The 15969-nt window shown below is 64.1% G+C and carries 13 protein-coding genes; all 13 read right to left on the bottom strand.

Annotated elements, in window-relative coordinates:
- Positions 1 to 153: 153 nt before the first annotated feature.
- The 13 genes from K8374_RS20960 to K8374_RS20905 all read right to left on the bottom strand — a co-directional run bounded on the left by K8374_RS20960 (position 154) and on the right by K8374_RS20905 (position 15954).
- The gene (locus K8374_RS20960) at positions 154 to 987 is read right to left on the bottom strand and encodes an IS3 family transposase (RefSeq protein ID WP_411969665.1); all 834 of its coding nucleotides are present in this window, start codon (positions 985 to 987) and stop codon (positions 154 to 156) included.
- An 8-nt stretch (positions 988 to 995) separates the two neighbouring features.
- Positions 996 to 1355 carry a transposase gene (locus tag K8374_RS26615; RefSeq protein WP_224456644.1) on the bottom strand — a complete coding sequence of 120 codons (360 nt, stop codon included), beginning with the start codon at positions 1353 to 1355 and terminating at the stop codon, positions 996 to 998.
- 93 nt (positions 1356 to 1448) lie between these two features.
- On the bottom strand, positions 1449 to 4220 hold the full coding sequence (locus tag K8374_RS20955; protein ID WP_224457043.1) for a hybrid sensor histidine kinase/response regulator: 2772 nt from the start codon (positions 4218 to 4220) through the stop codon (positions 1449 to 1451).
- A 134-nt stretch (positions 4221 to 4354) separates the two neighbouring features.
- The gene (purD, locus tag K8374_RS20950) at positions 4355 to 5647 is read right to left on the bottom strand and encodes a phosphoribosylamine--glycine ligase (RefSeq protein WP_224457042.1); all 1293 of its coding nucleotides are present in this window, start codon (positions 5645 to 5647) and stop codon (positions 4355 to 4357) included.
- 175 nt (positions 5648 to 5822) lie between these two features.
- Entirely contained in the window at positions 5823 to 7430 is a 1608-nt protein-coding gene (gene purH, locus K8374_RS20945) for a bifunctional phosphoribosylaminoimidazolecarboxamide formyltransferase/IMP cyclohydrolase (protein ID WP_224457041.1), read from the bottom strand.
- Positions 7431 to 7506: 76 nt separating this feature from the next.
- A complete protein-coding gene (gene fis, locus K8374_RS20940) occupies positions 7507 to 7827 on the bottom strand; it encodes a DNA-binding transcriptional regulator Fis (RefSeq protein WP_008093076.1) in 321 nt (106 codons plus the stop codon).
- Complete coding sequence (gene dusB / locus K8374_RS20935; protein ID WP_084858759.1) at positions 7824 to 8837, bottom strand: tRNA dihydrouridine synthase DusB; 1014 nt, start codon at positions 8835 to 8837, stop codon at positions 7824 to 7826. The genes fis and dusB overlap by 4 nt, the downstream gene beginning before the upstream one ends.
- A 342-nt stretch (positions 8838 to 9179) precedes the next feature.
- On the bottom strand, positions 9180 to 10499 hold the full coding sequence (locus K8374_RS20930) for a DUF3426 domain-containing protein (RefSeq protein ID WP_224457040.1): 1320 nt from the start codon (positions 10497 to 10499) through the stop codon (positions 9180 to 9182).
- A gap of 39 nt (positions 10500 to 10538) precedes the next feature.
- Positions 10539 to 11417, bottom strand: a complete 879-nt coding sequence (gene prmA, locus K8374_RS20925) for a 50S ribosomal protein L11 methyltransferase (protein ID WP_224457039.1) — start codon at positions 11415 to 11417, stop codon at positions 10539 to 10541.
- Between the two features lie 179 nt (positions 11418 to 11596).
- Positions 11597 to 12952: an acetyl-CoA carboxylase biotin carboxylase subunit gene (gene accC, locus K8374_RS20920; protein WP_224457038.1), complete on the bottom strand. Its 1356-nt coding sequence runs from the start codon at positions 12950 to 12952 to the stop codon at positions 11597 to 11599.
- A gap of 17 nt (positions 12953 to 12969) precedes the next feature.
- A complete protein-coding gene (gene accB, locus K8374_RS20915) occupies positions 12970 to 13437 on the bottom strand; it encodes an acetyl-CoA carboxylase biotin carboxyl carrier protein (RefSeq protein ID WP_224457037.1) in 468 nt (155 codons plus the stop codon).
- 100 nt (positions 13438 to 13537) lie between these two features.
- The gene (gene aroQ, locus K8374_RS20910; RefSeq protein ID WP_070090423.1) at positions 13538 to 13990 is read right to left on the bottom strand and encodes a type II 3-dehydroquinate dehydratase; all 453 of its coding nucleotides are present in this window, start codon (positions 13988 to 13990) and stop codon (positions 13538 to 13540) included.
- A 179-nt stretch (positions 13991 to 14169) separates the two neighbouring features.
- Entirely contained in the window at positions 14170 to 15954 is a 1785-nt protein-coding gene (locus K8374_RS20905; protein ID WP_224457036.1) for a protein-disulfide reductase DsbD, read from the bottom strand.
- Positions 15955 to 15969: the final 15 nt, after the last annotated feature.

Below are 15969 nucleotides of genomic sequence, written 5' to 3'. Positions count from 1 at the left end.
GGGGGAGAGGTGTGGGCAAGTGTATCAGCACTCCAGGGACAACCCTCTGATTCTGAATGGGGAGCGGATTTGCCGGTGAGGGATGGCACCGGCGTTGCCGGTGATCGCGGGGCAAGCTGATCTGGTCAAGTAATTTTGGACACCGGTTAAGGTTCATGCCGCTGCCCTGAGCTTTTCCTCCATGGCTACCGGGGTCTCGTAGCCGTTGTAGCTGTGGAGGCGCTTGAGGTTGTAGTGCACCAAATAAGCCATGATGTCGGCCTTGGCTTCAGATTCGGACTCATAGCCTCCTGGTGGCACCCATTCTGATTTCAATGCCCCAAAGAATCGCTCCATGGCGGCGTTGTCCCAGCATTGGCCACGGTGGCTCATGCTCTGCTTCAGGCTGCACTCTTCAAGCACAGACCTGAATTTGTGGCTGGTGTACTGGCAGCCTTGATCTGAATGAAACATCACGCCCGCAGGCCTGCCCCTGGACTCAGACGCCATACGCAGCGCGTCACAGGCCAGCCTGGCATCGGCAGTCATTGAAAACGCCCAGCCTACGACTCGGCGTGCATACAAGTCGATTACTGCGGCTAAATACAGCCAACGCCTGCCAACCTGGATATAAGTTACATCGCCACACCAAACCTCGTTGATTGTCGAAACTTTGAAGTTTCGCTTCAGTTGGTTTTCCGCAATCAATGCTTCCGTGCCGGATGACCGATACCGGTGCGGTCTACGCTGCCGGCATTTCAGGCCAGCTTCACGCATAAGCGCACGCACTTTGTAACGCCCAATCTCATGGCCTTCACGCCGCAGCTCCTGCATCAACGTGCGTGAACCGGCAGAGCTTCGTGACGCCTTAAAACGATCGATTACACGCGAGCGTAGAGCATCCCTGCCGGGATTCTCACGCCCTTGGCGTTTGCGCCATGCATAGAAACTGCTGCGTTTGACCCCAAGCACGCGACAGCAGTCGACAACACCATATTGCTCTCTCAGCTCGTTGATCAGCGAGAACGATCTTTGGAGTCCCGAAGCAGGAGAGCACTGGCCTTTTTTAGGATTTCGATATCCCGATCCTTTTGACGAACCAGCGCTTCCAGCTCTTCAATACGTTGCTGCTCCGGAGTGATGGCTTTGGCTCCAGCCGGCACCTTGCCCTCTCTCTCCTGCCTTACCTGCTCAACCCAACGACGAAGAGCTGTGCGGCCAATCCCGAGGATTTCGCATACCTCAGGAACCGACTGGCCGGCATCCAGCACCATTTCAGCTGCTCGGATTTTGTGTTCTCTCGAATAAGACTTGCGCACTGATTTTGCCTCCAATTGGGCGCCATCATAGCGCCCGAAGAAGGTGTCCAAAATCATTAGGCCAGTTCAAGCCCGCTCCTACAGGTAACAGCTGGATTATCGGGGGGCTGTGGGAGCGGGCTTGTCCCGCGATGAAGCCTACGCCGCTGTTCAGGGGGTGTGTAACGGGTCCGAGGCAGACGCGCGTTGGCTGGCCCAGTATTGGACCGTTTCGCGCAATTGCGACAACTCCACCGGCTTGGCCATGTGCCCGTCCATGCCCGCCTGGCGCGCGCGTTCCTTGTGTTCGCTGAGGATGTGCGCGGTCAGCGCCACCACCGGGGTGCGCTGACGCTGGTTGGCAGCTTCCCAGGCGCGCAGCTGCTCGGTGGCCGAGAAGCCATCAAGCACGGGCATCTCGCAGTCCATCAGCACCAGGTCGTAGTGCTGAGCCTTCATTGCCCGCAGGGCCTCCTCGCCATTGCTGGCGGTGTCCGGCTCCAGGTTGAGCTTGCCGAGCATGCCGCGGATGACCTTGGTCGAAATGCTGTTGTCCTCGGCCACCAGCACGCGAAAGTCGCTGGGCAGGTCCAACGGCCCGGATGGGCCTGTCGGGCCGGGCGCGGGTGGCTGTTCGCGGCCGCGCAGGGCAAGCTCTTCGGCCAGGGTGGTCTTGAGGGTGTAGCCCGCCACCGGCTTGGCCAGGATGCGCTTGACCCCGGCATTGCGGGCGATGATCTTGCTCGGCGCATTGCTGATACCGGTGAGCATCACCACGAGGATGTCGTGGTTCAGGCTGGGGTCCTCCTTGATCTTCGCGGCCAGTTGCATGCCCGTCATGCCTGGCATGTTCTGGTCCAGCAGCACGGCGTCGAAATAGTCGCGCAGGTGCGCCTTGGTGCGCAGCAGGGCCAGGGCCTCCTTGCCCGACGGCACGGCACTGACATTCATGCCCCAGGCGCTGCACTGCTGCACCAGCACCTTGCGACACGTGTCGTTGTCATCCACCACCAGTACGCGGGCGTCGCGCAACGGGCCGTTCAGGTCGGTAGGCGGTTGCTCCAGGCGCGAGGGGTCCAGGGGCAGGGTGAGCCAGAGGGTGTTCCCGGTATTGCTGCTGCTCTTGATCCCGAACTCGCCTTGCATCAGGCCGATCAATTGCTTGGCAATGACCAACCCCAGGTGGCCACCGAGCTTGTTGCTGGAGAGGAACTGGTGGCTGTGCAGCTCGGCCTGCAGCAAGGCTTCGCGCTCGGCAGGCGGCATCGCTTCGCCGCTGTCCTGCACGGCGATGCGCAGGCGCGGCACGCCACCCCGTTGGTCGAGGGCCACCACCAGCAGGATCTCGCCCTGTTCGGTATTCTTCAGGGCGTTGTCCAGTAGGCTCGACAGGGCCTGGCGCAGGCGGGTCGGGTCGCCGCTGATCACTTGCGGAACCTGCGGCTGGGTGAAACTGATCAGCTCGATGTTCTGCTGCTCGGCCTTGGCCCGGAAGATGTTCAGGCAATCCTCGATCAACGCGTTGAGGTCGAACTGCACATCGTCCAGTTCGATCTGGCGGGACTCGAGCTTGGAAATGTCGAGGATCTCGTTGATCAGGGTGAGCAGTTCATTGCCGGCGCTGTGGATGGTCTGCACATAGTCACGCTGCTTGACCGACAACGGCGTGCCCAGCAGCAGTTCGGTCATTCCTAGCACGCCATTCATGGGGGTGCGGATTTCGTGGCTGATCTTGGCCAGGAACTCGGCCTTGGCGTTGATCTCGGCATCGCTGGCGGCGAGGGCGCGGCTGGCGCGGAAGCGTTCCTCGCTGATCCTGCGCAGGCGCTCGCTGACCGCCAGGTTCAACAGCAGCCCGCTGGCCACGGTCAGCCCCATGAGAATGCACAACAGCCAGGGGGTCGTGGTGCGGGTAAGGCCCAGCAGGGCAGGCAGCAGCACCAGCCCACCCAGGTTGAACACCAGCATGGCCACGGCGAACAGACGCGCAGGCCCATAGCCCTTGTACCAGTGGTAGGCACTGACCAGCAGCATGGTGACGCTGCCCAGGGCCATCAGGGCGTAGGTCATCAGGTTCAGCGGCAAGGTATCGACGAACAGCAGCACCAGGCCACTGACCGCGACGATCAGCATCTCCCCATGCAACAGGCGGTTGCACCGCAGCGAGCTGCAAGGGCTGAAGAAATGTTGGGTGAAGTACAGCCCGGCCAGGCCTGCCAGGACCAGGGTCAGGTAGGCTGCCGGCGTCTGCGCGCTGTGCCACAGGTGCCACCAGGGGCCGCTGAGGTTGAGCAGGATCAGGGCGCTGAGCAGCATCAGGCCATGGTAGAGGGCCAGGATCAGTGTGGTGTTGGAGCGGGTGTAGAGGAAGCGGATCAGGTTGTGCAGGATCAGCATTGCCAGGCCGCCGAACAGCAGGCCGAACAGCAAGGGGCGGGTCTGGTCGGCGGCGACCGACGCAGCAGGCTCGAGGCTGATGGCAGGGCGCAACTGGTGTTCGGAGACCAGCCGTACGTAGATTTCCAGGGCGTTGGGGCTGTTGGGTAATGGCAACAGGTGGTCGCTGCTGCGCAGGGTCGGGCTGGCATTGCCGGCCTGGCGGCCATGGTGCATCTGGCGCACCAGCTTTTCGCCATCCAGGGCGTAGAAGTCCAGGCGCGAGAGGTCCGGGGCGAAGATGCGCAACAGTTGTTCCTGCTCACCGGGTTCGAGCCGGTAGTGCAGCCAGAGGGCCTGGTCGGCCGGTGCGGCGTCGAGCTCGAGCAGGCGGATGGGGCTGAACTGGTTGCGGTAGCGCTCCGAGCGCACATCGCTCAATTGCAGGTTGGCCTGTTCATCGAGCAGGACCGACCAGCCTGCGCCTTGCTCGGCTGAGGCAGGAGGCAGGCAGAGCAGTGTCAGCAGGCTGACGATCAGGGCAATGGCAATCCGAAGCCGACGCACGACGAGGTCCTTCCTAGCTAAGATGCCGGATTACAACTATGCGCGGGGCGCCGAGACCGAGGCAAGCCCCCGAGGAGGCCTTGTCGGCGGGCCGAAGGCCGTGCGCCAGGGGCGACACGGCGATTCGGTGCAGGTTACTGGTGCTCGCCACGCTCGCGGGCGATGGCCCGGTAGCCGATGTCGGTGCGGTAGAAGCTGCCGTTCCAGTCGATCTGCTCGGCCAGGCGATAGGCCTGCTGCTGGGCAGCCTCGACCGTGGCGCCCATGGCGGTGGCGCAGAGCACACGGCCGCCAGCGGTGACGACCTGGCCGTCCTTCAGGGCGGTGCCGGCATGGAAGACCTTGCCTTCGAGCTTGGCGGCCGCATCCAGGCCGTTGATGACGTCACCCTTGGCATAGTCGCCCGGATAGCCGCCGGCAGCCAGGACCACGCCCAGGCTCGGTTGCGGGTTCCACTGCGCCTCGACCTTGTCCAGGGCCTTGGCGAAGGCGGCTTCGACCAGCAACACCAGGCTCGATTCCAGACGCAGCATGACCGGCTGGGTTTCCGGGTCGCCGAAGCGGCAGTTGAATTCGATGACCTTGGGGTTGCCCGCCTTGTCGATCATCAGGCCTGCGTACAGGAAGCCGGTGTAGACGTTGCCTTCCTCGGCCATGCCACGCACGGTCGGCCAGATGACCTGGTCCATCACGCGCTGGTGCACGTCCGGGGTGACCACCGGAGCCGGGGAGTAGGCGCCCATGCCTCCGGTGTTCGGGCCGGTGTCCTTGTCGCCGACGCGCTTGTGGTCCTGGCTGGTGGCCATCGGCAGCACGTTATGGCCATCGACCATGACGATGAAGCTGGCTTCCTCGCCGTCGAGGAACTCCTCGATGACCACGCGCGAACCTGCATCACCGAAGGCGTTGCCGGCGAGCATATCGCGTACGGCGGCTTCGGCTTCCTCGAGGGTCATGGCGACGATCACGCCCTTGCCCGCAGCCAGGCCGTCGGCCTTGATGACGATCGGTGCGCCTTTTTCCTTGAGGTAGGCCAGGGCCGGCTCGATCTCGGTGAAGTTCTGGTAGTCGGCGGTCGGGATCTTGTGACGTGCGAGGAAGTCCTTGGTGAAGGCCTTGGAGCCTTCCAGCTGGGCTGCGCCCTTGGTTGGGCCGAAGCAGTCCAGGCCGCGGCTGCGGAACAGGTCGACGACGCCGGCGACCAGCGGGGCCTCTGGGCCGACAATGGTCATCTGTACGTGCTGCTCGGCGAAGTCGGCCAACTGCTCCAGGGCGGTGACGTCGATGGCGACGTTCTCGCACTTGGCTTCGGTGGCGGTGCCGGCATTGCCCGGGGCCACGTAGACCTTCTCGACCCGTGGGTCCTGGGCGACTTTCCAGGCCAGGGCGTGCTCACGGCCGCCGCTGCCGATGATCAAAACTTTCATGTCAAAACCTCGAATTCGTTTAGCGCCGATCCCGTTTCCCTGTAGGAGCGGCCTTGTGCCGCGAAAAGGCCGCAAGGCGGCCCAGGCGATCTCTGCTACGAAGCCGAGATCCGAGGGGCGCTACGCACCCCTTTCGCGGCGCAAGGCCGCTCCTACAGGGACCGTGGGAGCTTGATTAATGGCGGAAGTGGCGCATGCCGGTGAACACCATGGCGATGCCGGCTTCATCGGCAGCGGCGATGACTTCGGCATCGCGCATCGAACCACCCGGCTGGATCACCGCGGTGATACCCACTTTAGCTGCATTGTCGATGCCGTCACGGAATGGGAAGAACGCATCCGAGGCCATGACCGCGCCCTGCACCTGCAGGCCGGCATGCTCGGCCTTGATGGCGGCGATGCGGGCGGAGTTGACGCGGCTCATCTGGCCGGCGCCTACGCCGATGGTCTGGCGTTGCTTGGCGTAGACGATGGCGTTGGACTTGACGAACTTGGCCACTTTCCAGGCGAAGACCAGATCGTGGATCTCCTGCTCGGTCGGGGCGCGCTTGGTCACGACCTTCAGGTCTTCGGCAGTGATCATGCCGATGTCACGGCTCTGCACCAACAGGCCACCGTTGACACGCTTGAAGTCCCAGCCGGCAGCACGCTCGGCAGGCCATTCGCCGCACTCGAGCAGGCGTACGTTCTGCTTGGCAGCCACTACCTCGCGGGCAGCCTGGGAGATCTTCGGCGCGATGATCACTTCGACGAACTGGCGATCGACGATGGCCTTGGCGGTTTCGCCATCCAGTTCACGGTTGAAGGCGATGATGCCGCCGAAGGCCGACTCGGTGTCGGTGGCGTAGGCCAGGTCGTAGGCCTTGCGGATGCCGCCTTCGTCTTCCGGAACCACGGCCACGCCGCACGGGTTGGCGTGCTTGACGATGACGCAGGCTGGCTTGACGAAGCTCTTCACGCATTCGAGTGCGGCGTCAGTGTCGGCCACGTTGTTGAACGACAGCTCCTTGCCCTGCAGCTGAAGCGCAGTGGAAACGCTGGCCTCGCCCTTCTTGGCCTCGACGTAGAACGCCGCGCTCTGGTGCGGGTTTTCGCCGTAGCGCATTTCCTGGGCCTTGACGAACTGGCTGTTGAAGGTACGCGGGAACTCGCTGCGGCCTTCGGTGGACAGGGTGTCCTTGGCCTGGTCGATGGTGCCCATGTAGTTGGCGATCATGCCGTCGTAGGCGGCGGTATGCTCGAAGGCCTTGAGCATCAGGTCGAAGCGCTGGGCGTAGGTCAGGCCGCCGGCCTTGAGGTTCTCCAGGACGCTGGCGTAGTCGCTGGCGTTGACCACGATGGCGACGTCCTTGTGGTTCTTCGCTGCGGAACGGACCATGGTCGGGCCGCCGATGTCGATGTTCTCGATGGCGGTCGGCAGGTCGCAGCCGGGCTTGGCGATGGTTGCCTCGAACGGGTACAGGTTGACCGCGACCAGGTCGATCGGCTTGATACCGTGTTCGTTCATGATGGCATCGTCGATGCCGCGACGGCCCAGGATGCCGCCGTGGATCTTCGGATGCAGGGTCTTGACCCGGCCATCCATCATTTCAGCGAAGCCGGTGTAGTCGGCCACTTCCACCGCGTTCACACCGTTGTCCTTGAGCAGCTTGTAGGTGCCGCCGGTGGACAGGATCTCGACGCCGAGCTGTTGCAGCTCACGGGCGAACTCGAGGATCCCGGTCTTGTCGGAGACGCTGATCAGGGCGCGGCGGATCGGCAGGCGGGTAGTCTGGTCGGTCATTTCGGATTCCATAACGCGGTGGATTCAGCAAAAAAGGCGCCTCTTGGGAGAGCCGCCTTTTCTGGTTGGGGTTCGATTACAACAGGTCGTACTGCTTGAGCTTCTTGCGCAGGGTGCCACGGTTGAGCCCGAGCATCTCGCTGGCCTTGGTCTGGTTGCCCTTGACGTAGTTCATCACGCTTTCGAGCAGCGGTGCCTCGACTTCCGACAGCACCAGGTTGTAGACGTCCGTGACGGTCGCCCCTTCCAGGTGTGCGAAGTAGTTGTGCAGCGCCTTCTCCACGCTGTCGCGCAGGGTCTGGCCCTCTTCGCTCGGCGTATTGAGGTGCTGTTTCAGGTTGGCGTTGTCGCTCACGGGCGTTGTTCCACTCACTAATGTCTCGGTCATCATCGTCATGCGGCCACCCCTTGTCCGTCCTCTGTCTCAAGGCTCTCTCGACGTTCGCGGAAAAACGCGCGAACGTTGGCGCACTGCGCTTGTGTGTCTTCCAGCGCATTGAACCGGGCGCGGAACTCCTTGCCGCCCGGTCGTGTTGCCAGGTACCAGCCAACGTGCTTGCGGGCGATACGTACGCCCATCACATCGCCATAGAAGGCATGCAACGCCGCCAGGTGCTCCAGCAGAATGTGTTCCACTTCCTCCAGCGCCGGAGCAGGCAGGTGCTCGCCCGTACGCAGGTAATGCTCGATCTCGCGGAAAATCCACGGCCGCCCCTGGGCGGCACGGCCGATCAGCAGGCCGTCGACACCGGTGGCGTGCAGCACCGCCCGGGCCTTTTCTGGCGAAGTGATATCGCCATTGGCGAAAACCGGGATCGACACCGCCTGCTTGATCGCAGCGATGGTGTCGTACTCGGCTTCGCCGGTGTACAGGTCGGCGCGTGTGCGGCCATGTACCGCCAGCGCCTGGATGCCGGCCTGCTCGGCGATCTTCGCCACGGTCAGGCCGTTCTTGTTCGCCCGGTCCCAGCCGGTGCGGATCTTCAGGGTCACCGGTACCTCCACTGCGCCGACCACGGCGTGGAGGATTTCGCTGACCAAGGCTTCATCTCTCAATAAAGCAGAACCGGCGGCCTTGTTGCAGACTTTTTTCGCCGGGCAGCCCATGTTGATGTCGATGATCTGGGCACCAGCCTCGACATTGGCCCGGGCCGCCGCGGCCAGCATCTGCGCATCGCCACCGGCGATCTGCACCGAGCGTGGCTCGGGATCGCCATCATGGATGCGGCGCAGGCGCGACTTGCGGCTGTTCCACAGGCTCATGTCGCTGGTCACCATTTCCGAGACGACCATGCCGGCGCCCAGGCGCTGGCAAAGCGTACGGAAAGGTTGGTCCGTGACCCCGGCCATGGGCGCGAGGATCAGGTTGTTTCGCAGTGTGTAAGGGCCGATGCGTACCGCCGACATAGGTGTTCCCTGTTGTGGGGCCGAATCATTGGAGTCCGAAAAAGGGTTGGCATGATACCCGCTCTCGATGACCGGATAAAGATGAATCTGGATAAAATCTGAACAGCTGTGGGCTTATGACTTTGCGGTCCAAGCTGCAAATTATGGGCCGTTGGTGGGTTTCAGGGGGGCCGCTCGGCAGGCCATCGCGACACAAGGCCGCGCCCGACGGTGCGGCACGGGGCCCCTGTAGGAGCGGGCTTGTCCCGCGATTAGGCCGGGCCCGATATCACCGTCGCCTGGCAAGGGCTTCGCCCTTGATCGCGGGGCAAGCCCGCTCCTACAGGTGGCCGAGTGTTGTGGTCATTCCGGCGAGCGGAAGCTCAGGCTGTAGTTCACGGCCTTGGGGCCGGGGTCGAGGATATCCAGGGCGATGTGGATCGGCGTCTGGCTCGGCATGTCGCCGCGCCCGGCCAGCTCCCCCGAGAGGTATTCGCTGGGCTTGAAGCGACGGCTGGCGATCAGCTGGCCGTTGAGGTCGGCAAATCGCAGCTCCAGCAGCGGGAACGGCTGGGAGAACGGGGCCCGGTTGTAGATGATCGCATCGACGATCAGTGCGCCCTTGAAGTCCGGGTGACTGCGCACCACCAGGTTGCTGCTCTTGATCCGGCTGACATCCACCCGGGTCGGTACCTGGCAACCCAGCATCGGGCACAGCTGTTGGAACCAGGGGCGGTACTGGTCCTGGCGAGCCATTTCGTCGAAGTGGTAGCTGATGTACTGGAACGCCAGCAAACCCGCGGCCAGCAGGGTCAGCACGCCCCACAGCAGGCGCTTGGCCCAGTTGGGCCTGGCCTTCTGCCAGTCGAGCTGCAGCGGGTCGTCCACCACATGCACCAGCGGTTCCTTGCGCGTCGGGCGTTCGGCCTTGGCCGCCAAGGCAGGCTCGGGCCGCTCGTCGGCGAGGTGCTCGAGCTCGTCGTCGCGGGCCGACAGGCGCAGATGGCCCTGCTCGTCATCGTCCCGTGCCGAGAGCCCTTTTTCAGGGATATCGTCATCCAGGCCAGTGAAATGGTCGCCCTGCCCGTCGTCGTGATGGGGCTCGGCCTGGCCGAATGCTCGCGGCTCGTCGTCGTCCAGGACCAGGCCGTTGCCCAGGGTCGGCTCGGTGCGGTCACCGGGCTGCGGTTCTGCCTGGAGGTCGAGGACCTCTTGTTCGACCAGCACCGGAGCCGGTTCGTCGGCGGCCTGGAGTGCCGGCGGCTCGCCGGTTGCCGTACCGAAGGGTTCGTCGGCATGGTCATCAGGACCATGCTCGTCACGACGGGCCTGCAGGGCATCCTCGCGAGGCGGGGCCTGGCGTTCTTCGGGCGCATCGCGACGCTCCAGGCGAGCCAGTTCCTGGTCCAGGTCCAAATCGTCCAGCGCCTGGGCGGTGATGGCCCAGTCCTCGGGCTCGGTATTCGGCTGTTCGTTGATCGTCGGTTGCGTCGCCTCCGGTGCCTGTATCGGTGCCGCCGGGGCAGGGGAGGTGCGGTTCTGCTCCAGCAACTGCTTGGCGGCGTTGAACACCTGCAGGCAATGGCCGCAGCGCACCACGCCCCGGGCCACGCTCAACTGGTTGTGCGTGACGCGAAAGCTGGTCTGGCAATGAGGACACTGGGTGACGAAACTGTCGGTCATGCGGCGATCCGGGTTGTGCAGAAGGTTGAGTCTAGTTGGCTAGCGGCGGCGACCACTGATGCGTACCCAGCCGTCGCGCACGACGATCGGGTCCAGCTCGAAGTCGCCCGCGTAGGCTGCGGCCACTTCCTCGCCCTGTTCGGCGAGGATGCCCGAGAGCGCCAGCAGGCCGCCGGGGCGGACCAGGCCGGCCAGTTGCGGCGCCAACGAGACCAGCGGGCCGGCCAGGATATTGGCGACCAGTACGTCGGCTTGCATGGCGGGCATCTGCTCGGGCAGGTACAGGGCCAGTCGCTCGTCGGCGATGCCGTTGCGCTGGGCGTTGTCGCGCGAGGCTTCGATGGCCTGCACGTCGATGTCGGTGCCGACCGCCTCGCGGGCGCCCAGCAGCAGGGCGGCGATGGCGAGAATCCCCGAGCCACAGCCAAAGTCCAGGACTTGGGTGCCTTCGAGCTGCTGGCCGTCGAGCCATTCCAGGCACAGGGCGGTGGTCGGGTGGGTGCCGGTACCGAAGGCCAGGCCCGGGTCGAGCAGCAGGTTCACCGCGTCCTTTTCCGGCGCCTCGTGCCAGCTGGGCACGATCCACAGGCGCTGGCCGAAACGCATGGGCTGGAAGTTGTCCATCCAGCTGCGTTCCCAGTCCTGGTCCTCGATCACCTCGGCGTGGTGCTCGGGCAACTCGGCGCCGGTCAGCAAGCGCAGGTGGGCGAACACGGCCTCGGGCTCGGCGTCGGCCTCGAACAGGGCCAGTAGGTGGGTGTGCGACCAGAGCGGCGTGGTGTTGAGGTCCGGTTCGAAGATGGGTTGGTCTTCGGCGTCCATGAAGGTCACCGAGACGGCGCCGACTTCGAGCAGGGCGTCTTCGTAGGTTTCGGCTTGGTCTGGGCTGATGGCCAGGCGAACTTGCAGCCAGGGCATGGCGGGCACCTTTGGTAAATCGACAGGGGCAGCCAGGGCTGCGCGGAGCTTGGCAGTTTACTTGAGTGCGTGGGGTTTGTAGAGGTCGCGGGAGCAGCTGCGATCTCTCAGGCGACGCCTCCTGAAGCGGACAAAAAACCCCGGCACCAGGCCGGGGTTCTTTCATCACGCTAACGCGATCACTCCTGGTTGGCCAGTTTGTGCTCGAGGTAGTGGATGTTGACGCCGCCTTTGCAGAAACCTTCATCACGCACCAGGTCGCGGTGCAGCGGGATGTTGGTCTTGATGCCGTCGACGACGATTTCGTCCAGGGCATTGCGCATGCGCGCCATGGCTTCGTCGCGGTCTTTGCCGTAGGTGATCAGCTTGCCGATCAGCGAGTCGTAGTTCGGCGGAACCGAGTAGCCGCTGTACAGGTGCGAGTCGACACGCACGCCATTGCCGCCAGGGGCATGGAAGTGCTTGACGGTACCTGGGCTCGGGATGAACTTCTTCGGGTCTTCGGCGTTGATACGGCACTCCAGGGAGTGACCACGGATCACCACGTCTTCCTGGCGGATCGACAGCTTGTTGCCAGCGGCGATGCTCAGCATCTCCTTGACGATGTCGATGCCGGTGACCATCTCCGAAACCGGGTGTTCGACCTGGACACGGGTGTTCATCTCGATGAAGTAGAAGCGGCCGTCCTCATACAGGAACTCGAAGGTGCCGGCACCGCGGTAGCCGATCTCGATGCACGCGTCGACGCAACGCTTGAAGACTTCCTGGCGGGCCTTCTCGTCGATGCCCGGGGCCGGGGCTTCTTCCAGCACCTTCTGGTGACGGCGCTGCAGCGAGCAGTCGCGATCGCCCAGGTGGATGGCGTTGCCCTGGCCGTCGGACAGGACCTGGACTTCCACGTGACGTGGGTTGGTCAGGAACTTCTCCAGGTAGACCATCGGGTTGCCGAAGGCGGCACCGGCTTCGGTACGGGTCAGCTTGGCCGAGGCGATCAGGTCCTCTTCCTTGTGCACCACGCGCATGCCGCGACCACCGCCACCACCGGCGGCCTTGATGATCACCGGGTAGCCGACGTCACGGGCGATCGCCAGGGCGACTTCCTCGTCTTCGGGCAGCGGGCCATCGGAGCCAGGCACGGTCGGTACGCCCGAGCGGATCATCGCGTCCTTGGCCGAGACCTTGTCGCCCATCAGGCGGATGGTGTCGGCTTTCGGGCCGATGAAGGCGAAACCGGACTTCTCCACCTGTTCGGCGAAATCGGCGTTTTCCGCCAGGAAGCCATAACCGGGGTGGATCGCGGTGGCGCCTGTCACTTCGGCGGCGGCGATGATCGCCGGAATGTGCAGGTAGGAGTCCTTGGACGATGCAGGGCCGATGCAGACCGACTCGTCTGCCAGGCCCAGGTGCATCAGTTCGCGGTCGGCCGTGGAGTGAACAGCGACGGTCTTGATACCCAGCTCTTTGCAGGCACGCAGGATCCGCAGGGCGATTTCCCCGCGGTTGGCGATCAGGACTTTTTCGAGCTTCCCAGACATCGTTGGCTCTCCGCGATTCAAACGATGGTGAACAGCGGCTGGTCGAACTCAACCGGCTGACCGTCTTCCACCAGGATGGCGTCGATGACACCACCGACATCGGCTTCGATGTGGTTCATCATTTTCATGGCTTCGACGATGCACAGGGTGTCGCCCTTCTTCACGGTCTGGCCGACTTCGGCGAAGTTGGCAGAGGTCGGCGAAGGCTTGCGGTAGAAGGTGCCGACCATCGGCGAGCGGATCACGGTGCCTTTGAGGGCCGGGGCAGCGGCGGCGGCTTCGGCGGCCGGCGCAGCGGCAGCGGCCGGGGCGGCAGCGGCAACCGGAGCGGCTACTGGAGCCGGGGCCGCGAAGTACTGGGCGCCGGCCGGGGTCTTGCTGTGACGGCTGATACGAACGGACTCTTCGCCTTCCTTGATCTCCAGTTCGTCGATGCCAGACTCTTCCAGCAGTTCGATCAGCTTCTTGACTTTACGGATATCCATTAATCATCAACTCCCAAGGTTCGGTCGGGGACGTAATTTAAAAAACGTGGCTAGAACGTTTATCCAGGCCCTGGCCCGAAGGGGCCAAGGCCTTGTGTCATCAGGGCTGTGCGTTGGCAGCCAGGTATTCCAGTGCAGACTCCAGGGCCAACCGGTAGCCGGTGGCGCCCAGGCCGCAGATCACCCCTACGGCGACATCGGAAAAGTAGGAGTGATGACGGAACGGTTCACGCTTGTGCACGTTGGAAAGGTGCACTTCGATGAATGGGATGCTCACAGCCAGCAATGCGTCACGTAATGCGACGCTGGTGTGGGTGAAAGCAGCCGGGTTGATCAGGATGAAGTCCACGCCCTCGTTGCGCGCGGCGTGGATACGGTCGATCAGCTCGTACTCGGCATTGCTCTGCAGGTATTGCAGGTGGTGGCCAGCGGCGCGGGCGCGCTGCTCCAGGTCCTGGTTGATCTGGGCCAGGGTCACGGCGCCATAGTGGCCTGGCTCGCGGGTACCGAGCAGGTTGAGGTTGGGGCCGTGTAGCACCAGTAGGGTTGCCATCTGCGAATTCCTTGGTCTTGTAGGGCAATACGACATGAGCGCGGCGACTATGCCGCAAGAGGGCGTCGGGTGTCCAGTTCCCGGCAATAGCCAGCACGTTGTCCGAGATTCGCGCAAAGTATGTGACCAGATGATTAAGTCTGGTCACTATCGCGGGAAAATGGCCGGCTCGCGGGAAGTTATAGACCCAGATCGCGACGCACGCGCGCCAAACGATCGGCAAATTCGACGGAATTCACTTCGCCAATGACCCGATCGGCGGTTATTTCGCTGCCGTTCGCGGCAAAGAACAGCAATGCGGGAGGGCCGAACAGCTGGTAGCGGTCGAGCAGGCTGCGTTGCTCGGCATTGCTCTCGGTGATGTCGAAGCGCAGCAGCTTGAAGCCGGCGAGTTGGGGCTGCACCTGGGGCGCATTGAGCACTTCATGTTCGATCACTTTGCAACTGATGCACCAGTCGGCGTACCAGTCCAGCAGCACCGGCTGGCCGGCCGCGTTGGCCTGGGCCAGGGCGGCGTCCAGCGCGGCCGGGGTGGTGACGGTCTGCCAGGCATCGGCCTGGCGGGCTGGCGTGCCAGCGGTGGTGGCGATGGCCGGTGGCGGCAGGGGACGCAAAGGGTCGCCCTGGCCATTGAGTGCGCCATACCAGCAGGCCAGGGCGTAGACCAGCAGGGCCAGGCCAACAAGCTGCGCCAGGCGTTGGCGTGGCGTCTTGACCACGAACTCCAGGGCACCGAGGAACAGCGCCACGCCCGCAGCCAGCAGGCCCACCAGCAACAAGGTGGCCGGCCCCGGCAGCACGCGGCTGAGCAGGCCGATGGCCAGGCCCAGCAGCAACACGCCGATGGCGTTCTTGACTGTGTTCATCCATGGGCCGCTTTTCGGCAACCAGGCCGCGCCACCGGTGGCGACCACCAGCAATGGCGCCCCCATGCCCAGGCCCAGGGCGAACAGCTTCAGCGCCCCGCCCAGGGCATCGCCGCTGGCACTGATATACAAAAGCGCTCCGGCCAGCGGTGCCGATACGCAGGGCGAAACCAGCAGGCTGGACAGCACGCCCAGCACCGCAGCGCCCAGCAGCGAGCCGCCTTTGGTGCGGTTGGCGACGTTGTTCAGACGGCTGCTCAGGGCCTGGGGCAGCTTGATGTCGAACAGGCCGAACATGGCCAGGGCGAAGAGCACGAAGAACAGGGCGAAGGGCACCAGTACCCAGGCCGACTGCAGGCGCGCCTGCAGGTTCAGGCTGGCGCCGAACACCCCCATCAGGGCGCCGAGCACGGCGAAGGAAATGGCCATCGGCAGCACGTAGGCCAGCGACAGGCTCAGGCCGCGCCAGCCGCCCACCTGGCCGCGCAGTACCACGCCGGAGAGGATCGGCAGCATGGGCAGCACGCATGGGGTGAAGGTCAGCCCCACCCCCGCGAGGAAGAACAGCAGCAGCGATTGCCAGTTCCAGCCCGGTTCGGCGCTGGCCGGCGTGATACCCGCCGGGCCGCCTGCGCCGTCGATGCTCAGGCGTTCGGTTTCCGGTGGGTAGCACAGGCCCTTGTCGGCGCAGCCCTGGTAGCCCACCAGCAGGGTGAAGGGGCGCGGGTCGTTGGCTGGGCGGGGCAGCTCGATGTCGAGCACGCCGTGGTACACCTCCACGTCGCCGAAGAATTCGTCGTGCTTGGCTTCGCCTTTGGGGATATCCGGCGTGCCGAGGGGGACATCGGCAGGCTCGGTGCGGAACTGGAAACGATGGCGGTAGAGGTAGTAGCCCTCGGTAGCGACGAAGCGCAGCTTGATGGACTGGGCGTCGGCCTGGACCAGGCTGAGCTTGAAGGCTTCATGGACAGGGAGGAAATCGGCGTTGTTGCCCAGCGACGCGGCGCCGAGGGTGGCGCTGGGGCGATCGTCGAGCAGGCCAGCGGCGAACGCAGGGCTGGCCAGCAGCAGGAACAACAGGAAAAACAGGCGGCGCATGGCGGTCTCGCTAGG

The organism is Pseudomonas sp. p1(2021b), assembly GCF_020151015.1.
Lineage (GTDB): Bacteria > Pseudomonadota > Gammaproteobacteria > Pseudomonadales > Pseudomonadaceae > Aquipseudomonas > Aquipseudomonas putida_K.
This window is presented reverse-complemented; position numbering and strand designations above follow the sequence as displayed.

Excerpts from the sequence above, each read along its gene's own strand:
- K8374_RS26615 (WP_224456644.1), bottom strand. The coding sequence starts at position 1,355 with ATGATTTTGGACACCTTCTTCGGGCGCTATGATGGCGCCCAATTGGAG.
- purD (WP_224457042.1), bottom strand. The coding sequence starts at position 5,647 with ATGAAAGTTTTGATCATCGGCAGCGGCGGCCGTGAGCACGCCCTGGCC.
- purH (WP_224457041.1), bottom strand. The coding sequence starts at position 7,430 with ATGACCGACCAGACTACCCGCCTGCCGATCCGCCGCGCCCTGATCAGC.
- fis (WP_008093076.1), bottom strand. The coding sequence starts at position 7,827 with ATGACGATGATGACCGAGACATTAGTGAGTGGAACAACGCCCGTGAGC.
- dusB (WP_084858759.1), bottom strand. The coding sequence starts at position 8,837 with ATGTCGGCGGTACGCATCGGCCCTTACACACTGCGAAACAACCTGATC.
- K8374_RS20930 (WP_224457040.1), bottom strand. The coding sequence starts at position 10,499 with ATGACCGACAGTTTCGTCACCCAGTGTCCTCATTGCCAGACCAGCTTT.
- prmA (WP_224457039.1), bottom strand. The coding sequence starts at position 11,417 with ATGCCCTGGCTGCAAGTTCGCCTGGCCATCAGCCCAGACCAAGCCGAA.
- accC (WP_224457038.1), bottom strand. The coding sequence starts at position 12,952 with ATGTCTGGGAAGCTCGAAAAAGTCCTGATCGCCAACCGCGGGGAAATC.
- accB (WP_224457037.1), bottom strand. The coding sequence starts at position 13,437 with ATGGATATCCGTAAAGTCAAGAAGCTGATCGAACTGCTGGAAGAGTCT.
- aroQ (WP_070090423.1), bottom strand. The coding sequence starts at position 13,990 with ATGGCAACCCTACTGGTGCTACACGGCCCCAACCTCAACCTGCTCGGT.
- K8374_RS20905 (WP_224457036.1), bottom strand. The coding sequence starts at position 15,954 with ATGCGCCGCCTGTTTTTCCTGTTGTTCCTGCTGCTGGCCAGCCCTGCG.